The 9,267-nt window shown below is 59.1% G+C and carries 6 protein-coding genes; 3 read left to right on the top strand and 3 right to left on the bottom strand.

What is annotated here, in order from left to right:
- Positions 1–5: 5 nt before the first annotated feature.
- Positions 6–2,084, top strand: coding sequence for a DNA methyltransferase (locus VB780_RS25030; protein ID WP_323353911.1), 2,079 nt, complete (start codon positions 6–8; stop codon positions 2,082–2,084).
- Here VB780_RS25030 and coaE read toward each other — a convergent pair.
- From coaE to VB780_RS25045, 3 genes are all read right to left on the bottom strand, one after another.
- Positions 2,034–2,636, bottom strand: a complete 603-nt coding sequence (gene coaE, locus VB780_RS25035) for a dephospho-CoA kinase (RefSeq protein WP_323353912.1) — start codon at positions 2,634–2,636, stop codon at positions 2,034–2,036. The two genes, VB780_RS25030 and coaE, sit on opposite strands and share 51 nt — an antisense overlap.
- Positions 2,612–4,261 (bottom strand): uroporphyrinogen-III C-methyltransferase, encoded by a 1,650-nt coding sequence (gene cobA / locus VB780_RS25040; protein ID WP_323353913.1) that lies wholly within the window; start codon positions 4,259–4,261, stop codon positions 2,612–2,614. The genes coaE and cobA overlap by 25 nt, the downstream gene beginning before the upstream one ends.
- A 368-nt stretch (positions 4,262–4,629) precedes the next feature.
- Positions 4,630–5,634, bottom strand: a complete 1,005-nt coding sequence (locus VB780_RS25045; protein WP_323353914.1) for a phosphoribulokinase — start codon at positions 5,632–5,634, stop codon at positions 4,630–4,632.
- Between the two features lie 731 nt (positions 5,635–6,365).
- Between VB780_RS25045 and petH the strand changes: the two genes are divergently transcribed.
- Together petH and VB780_RS25055 are read left to right on the top strand one after the other, a co-directional pair.
- Positions 6,366–7,625, top strand: coding sequence for a ferredoxin--NADP reductase (gene petH, locus VB780_RS25050; RefSeq protein ID WP_323353915.1), 1,260 nt, complete (start codon positions 6,366–6,368; stop codon positions 7,623–7,625).
- A gap of 114 nt (positions 7,626–7,739) precedes the next feature.
- The gene (locus VB780_RS25055; RefSeq protein ID WP_323353916.1) at positions 7,740–9,050 is read left to right on the top strand and encodes a homoserine dehydrogenase; all 1,311 of its coding nucleotides are present in this window, start codon (positions 7,740–7,742) and stop codon (positions 9,048–9,050) included.
- Positions 9,051–9,267 lie beyond the last annotated feature (217 nt).

Below are 9,267 nucleotides of genomic sequence, written 5' to 3' on the forward strand. Positions count from 1 at the left end.
GCGCTATGGGCCTTACGGCAGAGCAGCCCCCCAGCCCAGCCCTAGCGGCAGGCTTTCACCACAGCTGGCAGGCGCTGGTCAGCGCCCTGGGAACTCTGCCTGGCGATCAACGCCTGCCCTATGCCACCCTGCTGCTCACCCGTCTGATCGCCGTGGCGGCGCTGCAACAGCGGGGCTACCTGAGCGGTGACGAGTGGTATCTGCACAACCAGTTTGGCCAAAGTCAGCAGCGCGAGCTGGATGGATTCTTCTCGCAGGTGCTGCAACCGCTCTGCCAGCAGGGCTTCACCCTACCCACCGAGGAACGCCCCCCGGCTTTGCGCCAGCGGTTTGGACCGCTGCCCTTTTTGCCCACGGGGCCATTTCGCTTCACTGAGCTAGACCAGCGCTGGGGCCATATTCCCCTACCCGATGCTGCCTTTGAGCCCGCCCTCAACTGGCTGGCCGACCTGGCGGCGGCGGCTCCTATGGGGCTAGATGCGGGTCTGGGCATGCTGCTAGAGCAGGCGGTCAATGGTCACGATGGAGCCGACCTGGCAACGCCAGCACCGCTGCTGGGGGCACTGTGCGATCGCACCATCCACGCCACCCTGCTCGATCGCGCCGAGGCGCTGATCGGGCGTCGCCACCGCTCCACCGAACAGCTTTTAAAGGAACTCTCCCCCGCCGAGGCCGGAGCGCTGTTGAGCGAACTGGGCCAGCTCACCCTGCTCGACCCCGCCTGTGGTTCAGGCCGTTTTCTCGTAGCGGCGCTGAATCATCTGATGGAACTGGCTCAGGATTTGCGGGCGATCGCCACCCAAACTTCCACCAAAACTGTCCCCACCTGGGCAAAATCGTCCGCCAACAACCCCACTTTAGGCATCTACCAACACCTGGCGACCCACGCCCTCTACGGCCTCGACCTATGGCCCCCGGCGGTGGAGCTAGCCCGGCTGCGGCTGTGGCTGGCGGGAGTGCAGCACACAACCCAGCCCACGGAACTCACCATCCTGCCTGACCTGACGCTGACTATCCTTCAGGGCAATGCTTTGGTCGGTCTAGTGCGCGTTGACGACGAACGATTTGACCAGGTGCAGCCCAGGCGTGGGGCCAAAGCTTCAGAACCGGCTATCCCGCTCCAGGGGAATCTGCTTCAGCCCTTGATCGCTGACAGCTACCAGTCAGTGCTGGCCGAGCGTCAGGTGCGGCTAGAGCACTACCGCAGTCAGACCCAGCTGTTGGCCGAAGTGGGCAGCGTGCCCGCCTACGCCCAGGCCGACTTTTTGCGCGATCGCCTCGACGAACTCAACGCCATTGCCCAAAGCAAACTCACCCACCTGCTGTGGAGCGAGGGCAGCCAGCAGCTGGGCCTGCGGGTGCCCGATCCGGCGGGCGATCGCCCCACGCGCCCCCTCAGCCAGGCCGATATCGATGCGGCCCAGCCTTTTCACTGGGGGTTTTATTTTCACCAGCGGCTGCGCGACCAAGGCGGCTTCGATATTGTGCTCAGCCACTTTCCGCGCGGGGCGATCGAGGCGACCCAAACCGGCTTTGTGGAGCGCTATGCCAGCCTGTTTGAGCAAAAAAACGTGGCCCCTTCGACCTTTCGGCACAACCGCCAGCCGGTGCTCACCATTGACCCCGATCTCACCCAGGCCTGGGCCGAGTATCGGGGCCAGTTCACCTGGCTGAGCAACTACCTGCGCCGCTCTGACCAATATCCCCACAGCAGCTCGGGACCGGAGGGCCAAAGCCCAGGACGGCTCTTTTGGTCGCGGTTATTTCTAGAACGCAGCCTGCAACTCTTGCGGCCTGGCGGTCGCTGCGGGGTGTTGCTCGATCCCTTTTGGGCACAGAGTAACAGTGCTCCTCTGCGCCACTGGCTACAACGCTATACCGACCTGGCCACCGTGCTCGACCTGTCAAACCACCAAAAGCTCTGGCCCGATGCGCCTTCTCGGACAACGCTTTGTGCCCTATGGCTGCGACACCAGGGACCAACCCAGGGCAGCCCCTACGCCGCCTATGCCAAGCCCGATAACGCCCTAGACTCAGCAGCCCTCGGGGGCGTGCTGCAACGCCTCGTCCACCCGGCGGAATAGGGCGGGCAAGTCGGCAGAGTTGTCGATCACCACATCCGCTAAAGCCACCTTTTCAGCCAAGGGCATCTGGCTTTGAATGCGGGCAGTGGCCTGCTCAGCTGTCAAACCGTTGCGCTCCATCAGACGCTGACGCTGGCGCTCCAGGGGACAGGTCACTACCCAAATTTCACTCACCTGATCAGTCAGGTTGGCCTCAAACAAAAGCGGAATGACGTGCACCACGACGGGGGCCTCGGCCAATTCGGCCATGGCCGCCGCAAAGCACTGACGCACCACGGGGTGAATCTGCTGCTCTAGCCAGGCTTTTTCGGCGGGCTGGTTAAAGATAATTTCCCCCAGCTTGCCCCGGTTCAGAGTGCCATCGGGGTGAAGCAGGGATTTTCCGTAGCGGGCCGCGATCGCCCCCAACACCGCCGACCCCAACTCCACGGCCTGGCGAGCGTAGATGTCGGCGTCCAGCACGGGCAGGTGGTGTACTCGCGCTAGGTAATCCGACACGGTCGATTTGCCGGTGGCAATGCCCCCGGTTAGCCCGACAATGCGCTGGCCCATGCGGCGATCGCCTCCGTCAGTCCATCCAGCGTGTATTCCGCTGGCTCAATATCGACTCGGCCCAGAATTTCGCGGCAGCTGTTGGAGGTTTTGGGGCCAATGGAGGCGATCGCCACCCCCTTGAGCAGCTCACGCCAGCCCGCGCCCAAGCCCTGCTCCAAAAGCTGAGCTGTGTGCACCACGGTTTTAGAGCTGGCGAACGTGATCACATCCACCCGACCCTGATTCAGCGCCGCCACGGCATCGGGGTCGGGAGATGCTGGACAGCCCGACTCGTAGGCCGCCACCTCCACCACCTCGGCCCCGGCAGCGGTAAACTCCTGCACCAGCACCTCCCGACCGCCGCTCTCCACCCGAGGGAACAGCAGTCGCTGCCCCGACACCGCCTCAGGAAAGTGAGCAATTAGGGAATCGGCCACAAAGTCGGGCGGGATAAAGTCGGGCACCAGCCCCCGTTTTCTCAGCACCGCCGCCGTTTTGCGTCCCACTACGGCGATTTTGAGCCCACTCAGGGCACGCAGATCCTTCCCCTGCTCCAGCAGCCGATCGACAAAGAAATTTACCGCATTGGCCGAGGAGAGAATTAGCCAGTGGAAGGTCGGCAGGGATGCGATCGCCCCATCCAACCCCGCCCAGCTCGACGGCGATCGCATTTCCAAAGCCGGTAGGTCAACCACCGTGGCCCCCTGAGCCGTGAGCAGGTCGGCGAAGGCGCTGGATTGCTCGGCGGCGCGGGTGATGAGAATGGTCTTGGAAGAAAGTGGGCAAGTGGGTGAGTGGATGGGTGGGTGAGTGAGTGATAGCCCGGTAGCTTCTAAATTTTGAATTTTGAATTTTGTAAGTCCTTTGGACTGGCTATGCCTACGCGTAGCGTCTCCGGAGGAGAAATTTTGAATTGGCTCGGATGCAGCCAAATATCGCCGCAGTCGTACAACTTCCCCAAACACAATCACGCAGGGAGAGAGCGTTTCACCTCGCGTCACCTGGCGAATGGTGAGCAGAGTGCCCTCCCACACCTGCTGCTGGGCATGCCCACCCCAGCGAATGATCGCCACGGGCATGTCACCCCGGCAGCCGTTTTGGCGCAGGCGGTGGACGATTTCTTCGAGGTGGCGGCTGCCCATGAGCAGCACCAGGGTATGCAGGCGGGCTAGGGTGGGCCAGTCGAGCAGATCAGGGTCGTGGGCGGTAAAGACGCCAAAGCCGTGGCTCCACACCGGGTCGGTGAGGGGAATGCCCGCCAGCAGCGGGGCCGCCAGGGCAGACGAAACGCCGGGGACAATTTCCACTGGACAGCCCGCTTCGTGCAGCGCCTGCACTTCGGCGGCGGTGCGGCCAAAGATAAAGGGGTCGCCACTTTTGAGGCGTACCACCTGACGCCCCTCTAAGGAAAGCTTGACCAACAGTTGATTGATGTTGGCCTGGGCGGCGCTGGGCTGGCCGCCGCGCTTACCCATGTCGATGCGATCGCATCCCCTCGGCAACAACCCCAACAGCTCCTCATCTACCAGCGCGTCGTAGACCAGGCACTCGGCCTGCTGTAACAGGCAGTAGCCCCGCAGGGTTAGGTAGTCGAGGCTCCCCGGCCCGGCCCCCACGATATAGACAGTCCCTAGTTCAGTCATAGTAAAAAGCTACACCGTCATGGGCACTGGTCTGCTAATCGGTGATGAATAGCTGAAAGCCTTGCATGACAAGCATTTTCGAGATTTTGGGCCAATTGTCTATAACCCTTGCCGTATAAAGGTTATAGCGATTCATCTCCTCTTAAGAGACCAGTGCCAGTATAGGCCAGCAGTAGCAGCGAGATAGCGGGAAACAGCAGGGCTGGGGTAGTGAGTTCCATAGCAAAAAAAGAGAGGACATCGCGATCGCCATCCCCTCTCTATTAAGCCAGATAGATTAAATCTGAAGGCGTCCAGCGGCTTGCCTTGAATCAATTGAAGTTATCAGGTTGGCAAGTTAGACCTGACAACCTGACAACTTGTCTACCCTAGACGGTAGCCGCTACTTCGCGATCGGCGGCGATCAGACGCTCGTAGGTGGCGCGCATTTTTAGCCCCACCAGCACCTGGAACAGGCCGCTGCCGTTGGTCGAACCGGGGTACTCGCGGTGCTTGAGCAGCAGCTCGGTCATTTCGCCGTAGTACTTGGTAGAGGTGTTGCTGAGGTGACTCTCAATGTAGATCATCTCTTCGAGGCGATCGAACTGACCATCCACCTCTAGCACCGACACTTCGTGCCCGTAGTAGGCGTCGGGGCCGTAGTGCATGCGAATGCCGGGGTAAGAGCAGGTGAGCTTGCGCCCGCAGGGAATCCAATCGATGGTGGAGCCTTCGTCAAACAGGTAGACGGGGTCGAAACCTTCGATGCCTTCGCGCTGCATGAGACGTACCCGCAGCACCTTCTTCTCTTCGTCGTTGGGGATGAGCTGGGTGGGCAGAATTTGAATCACCACATCGGCATACTGCTTTTGGATGTCGATGTAGGCTTCAAAGTCAGGGCGACGGGCATTGATAGAGGCCAGTACGTCTTCGTAGGTGTGACCACGCTCGGCCATATCGCGCTGAATCTTCCAGGCGATTTTGACTTCGTCGCTGATATCGAGGTAAACGCTGAAGTCGATTAGGTCGCGCACGCGCTCGTCGTAGAGGGGGTGCAGACCTTCGATGACGAGAATGCGGTTGGGGTCAACCCGCTCGGGGGGGTCGAGTTCGCCAGTTTCGTGGTTGTAGATCGGCTTGTCGATGCTCTTGCCTTCTTTGAGAGCCTTGATCTGTTCGTACATCAGATCAAAGTTGTTGGCTTTGGGGTCGAGGGCGGTCACCCCGGCGGCTTTGCGCTGCTTGCGATCGAGGCTGTGGTAGTCATCTAGGCAAATGACGGTCATGAGTTCAGCGCCGAACAGATCGCTCAGTCGCCGTAGAAATGTCGATTTGCCGCACCCAGAATCGCCAGCGACACCGATTAAAACTACCTTACCTGGCTTGCTGATCATAAGTTCCCTCTAAAACAATCGTATATATACAGAACCCAGCGCTGCTGCGCAGCAGAAGAAAGCCATTCCTAGATGTGAATCTGGTTTAGCCGTTGCCCAACACCCCAGAACCACTGCCCAAGGGAGTGAATGCCTTGCGAACGTCGCGCCAGTGAAGCCCAGATATCCTGACGTAGAGGGAGTAGCGAAATCTTCCCTGACATCAGAACACCGCACCTGCGGGGCTGAGGGTGAACCGCAACCCAAGCGCTGACTGTTGTATAACCCTCCGGGCAGCTAAACCGCCGTAGGCACTAAACTGGCTTGGAGGATAAGTATTTCTACCGCAATTAGTCTCATCCTATCAGAAGCTAGTATCCTTCACAACAGTTTTTGGCGGGGGATCAGCGCAGGAATAGCCCCAGGATATTTTTGGTCGAACGGAGATTTTAGATTAACTTAACGCCCGCTGCTGCAAAGAACACAGTCTTTCCCTCAGGATGTAACTAGAGTGCAAACATTCACTGGGGCATAGGCTGGGTATGGAGCTAGTTGCGTCGTGCTCTATCTCTTAGCTCGCGGCTTTACACCGTCTTACAGTGATACCCTAAGCTAAACGTATTTCTAGTGCCGCCACTTCTAGATTGGCCCCCAGGGTCGTCTGAGTCGCATCATTAGAACAGAAGCGGCGGGTGATGGCGGTGTGCCTCCGTCGCACTTAGTTGGGTCTAGAGAGTCACTGAATTTTAGATATGTACAATCCAAGTGTGAGCGGCGGCAACGCCAGTACTGTGGCCGGAAGCCGTTTGTTTTTATACGAAGTGCAGGGTTTGCGCCAAAACGCGGAAACTGATCAGATGAACAACCCCATTCGCAAGAGTGGCAGTGTATTCATCACGGTGCCCTACGCCCGTATGAATCAAGAGATGCAGCGGATTGCCCGCATGGGCGGCAAAATCGTCAGCATTCGACCCATTGAAGAGGTGGGTACCCCTAGTAATGCTGAGCCTACACCCATTACGGCTCCCGTGGTTGCGCCTGCCGAAGCTGTTGCCCCAGCCAAGACCGCGCCCACCCAAACCAACAATAAGCCCATGACTCAAGCCGCGCCCAAGCCCGGTGCCAGCGTGCCCGTCAACCTCTATAAGCCCAACAGCCCCTACGTCGGCAAGGTTTTGTCGAACGAACCGTTGGTTCAAGAGGGTGGTTCAGGGATTGTGCAGCACATCAAGTTTGACCTGTCCGGCGGGAATCTTCACTACGTGGAGGGCCAGAGCATTGGCATTATTCCCGACGGCACCGATGACAAAGGCAAGCCCCACAAACTGCGCTTGTATTCCATCGCCTCGACTCGCCATGGTGATGACATGGACGACAAAACCGTGTCGCTCTGCGTGCGCCAGCTAGAGTACAAGCACCCCGAGTCGGGGGAGATGGTCTACGGCACCTGTTCAACCTTCCTGTGCCACATTGAGCCCGGTGCCGATGTGAAAATTACCGGGCCTGTGGGTAAGGAAATGCTGCTGCCCGATGACCCTGACGCAACTGTTATCATGCTGGCTACCGGGACGGGTATTGCTCCCTTCCGCGCCTACCTGTGGCGCATGTTCAAGGAAGCCGAGCGTCAGAAGAACCCCGATTACCAATTCAAGGGCTTGGCCTGGCTGATCTTTGGTGTGCCCTTTACTCCAAACATCCTCTACAGAGAGGAACTGGAGCAAATGGAGAAGGAGTACCCTGAGAACTTCAAGCTCACCTACGCCATCAGCCGCGAGCAGCAAAATGCTGAGGGCGGTCGCATGTACATTCAGCACCGGGTGGCTGAGCATGCCGATGTGCTGTGGGATCTGATGCAGAAGCCCAACACCCACACCTACATGTGCGGTCTGAAGGGTATGGAAGACGGCATCGATGAAGGCATGACCGTTGCGGCGACCAAGCACGGCGTTGACTGGGTCGAGTTCCGCAAGCAGATGAAGAAAGAGCACCGCTGGCATGTAGAGACCTACTAGGTCAGGGGCAAGCAAAAAAAAGAAGGGCCGAATCGGCCCTTCTTTTTTTTGCTTGCTGCAATCCCTTTACAATTGGGCATAGCGATCGCAGTTAAGGAAGTCAGACCATTGGTTATGCGTGTCGGTTTGCTGGGGTTGGGGACAGTGGGGTCGGGAACGGCCAAAATTTTGCTGGATCCGGCCCATCGCCACCCGCTGGTGGGACAGATTGAGCTGGCTCGGGTGGGGGTGCGGAGTTTAGATAAGCCGCGCTCGGTGGAGATCGGGGGCGATCGCCTCACCACTGACCTGGAGAGCATTGTCAGCGACCCCGTCATTGATGTAGTGGTAGAGGTGATGGGGGGGCTGGAACCGGCGCGATCGCTCATTCTCAAAGCCATTGCCCAGGGCAAGCATGTGGTAACCGCTAACAAGGCGGTGATTGCCCGCTACGGTGACGAAATTTTTACCGCCGCCAATGAGGCGGGAGTTTACGTGCTGCTGGAGGCGGCGGTAGCCGGGGGCATTCCTGTCATTCAGCCGCTGAAGCAGGCGCTGGGGGTGAACCGCATCCGGGCGGTGACGGGGATTATCAACGGCACCACCAACTACATTCTCACCCGCATGCAGCGGGAGGGGGGTGACTTCGAGTCGATTTTGGCGGATGCCCAGCGGCTAGGCTACGCCGAGGCTGACCCCAGCGCCGATGTGGACGGCCTGGATGCGGCAGACAAGATTGCGATTTTGGCGTCGCTGGCCTTTGGGGGCCGCATTAAGCTATCGGAGGTCTACAGCGAGGGCATTCGTCACGTCACCGCTGCTGATATTGCCTACGCCGATCGCCTCGGGTTTGTGATTAAGCTGCTGGCGATCGCCCGCCGCGACGGTGAGTTTGACGAGACCTCTGACCAAGCACTGGATCAATTACAACTGCGGGTTCATCCCACCCTGGTGCCCGTCAGTCATCCCCTGGCCTCGGTGAACGATGTCTACAACGCGATTTTGATTGAGGGTGACCCGATTGGCCAGGTGATGTTTTTTGGGCCGGGGGCGGGGGAAGGGCCGACGGCCAGTGCGGTGGTGTCTGACCTGCTGAATCTGGCAGCGAACCTGCGGGCGGGCACTACGCCTCAGGCTACCAATCCACTGCTGGCCTGTAGTCATCAGCACTACTGCAAGGTCAGCCCGATGGCCGACATCGTCAGCCGCTTTTATGTACGCCTACTGGCGGAAGACGCACCGGGGGTGATTGGCAAGCTGGGCACCTGTTTTGGCCGCCACCAGGTGAGTCTGGAGTCGATTGTTCAGATTGGTCAGCATGAGACGCGGGCAGAGATTGTGATCGTTAGTCATGAAGTGACGGAGGCGAATTTTCAGACGGCGCTGGATGAGCTGCGGGATTACCCGGAGATCCACAGCGTGGCCAGCGTGCTGCGAGTCCTGTAGTGCTGTAGGGTGGGCACTGCCCACCAGCCAAAGTTCACAGCGGCGCTTGCTTTAAATCGGGCCAAATCCAAACCTGACAGACCCCTAGGATCAGGGCAAACGCATACTCACCCTACGCTAGCCAGGACTTTGGTGAGATACGTATTATCCCAGCCAGCTTTAAGGCGTTTCGCCTTTTTGCCAACCTTGGCTGAGGACTCCTGAGAGAGGAGGTTGA

The organism is Leptolyngbya sp. CCNP1308 (genome assembly GCF_034932455.1).
Taxonomy (GTDB): Bacteria; Cyanobacteriota; Cyanobacteriia; order Phormidesmidales; family Phormidesmidaceae; genus Nodosilinea.